Source organism: Paenibacillus forsythiae T98 (assembly GCF_000520735.1).
GTDB lineage: Bacteria > Bacillota > Bacilli > Paenibacillales > Paenibacillaceae > Paenibacillus_AQ > Paenibacillus_AQ forsythiae.
Genome location: NZ_ASSC01000789.1, coordinates 1 through 403, shown reverse-complemented (window position 1 = coordinate 403; position 403 = coordinate 1). Strand labels below are relative to the sequence as shown.

Here is a 403-nt window from a genome sequence, read left to right as displayed (position 1 = left end):
CAGCCTGCTGCTATCGCTGCGGGTAGGGATGGAGAAGCCACGGAACCAAATTTTAAGCCGGCTGGTGGATATCCAGTATCAGCGCAACGACATCAATTTCGTGCGGGGAACGTTCCGTGTGCGCGGCGATGTGATCGAGATCTTCCCCGCCTCGCAAGGGGAGCATGCGATCCGCGTCGAACTGTTCGGCGACGAGATCGAGCGGATTACCGAGATCGACGTGCTGACAGGGGAACTGATCGGGGAGCGGGAGCATGTCGCCATCTTTCCGGCGTCCCACTTTGTTACGCAGGAAGAGACGATGCGCGTTGCTCTGGTCAACATCCAGCGGGAACTGGAAGAACGCCTGGCCGTACTGCGCGACGCCGGCAAGCTGCTGGAAGCCCAGCGGCTGGGGCAGCGG

General features: G+C 61.3%; 1 pseudogene. It reads left to right on the top strand.

Annotated elements, in window-relative coordinates:
- Positions 1-403, top strand: a pseudogene (locus L692_RS30080) (excinuclease ABC subunit B); the annotation flags it as partial.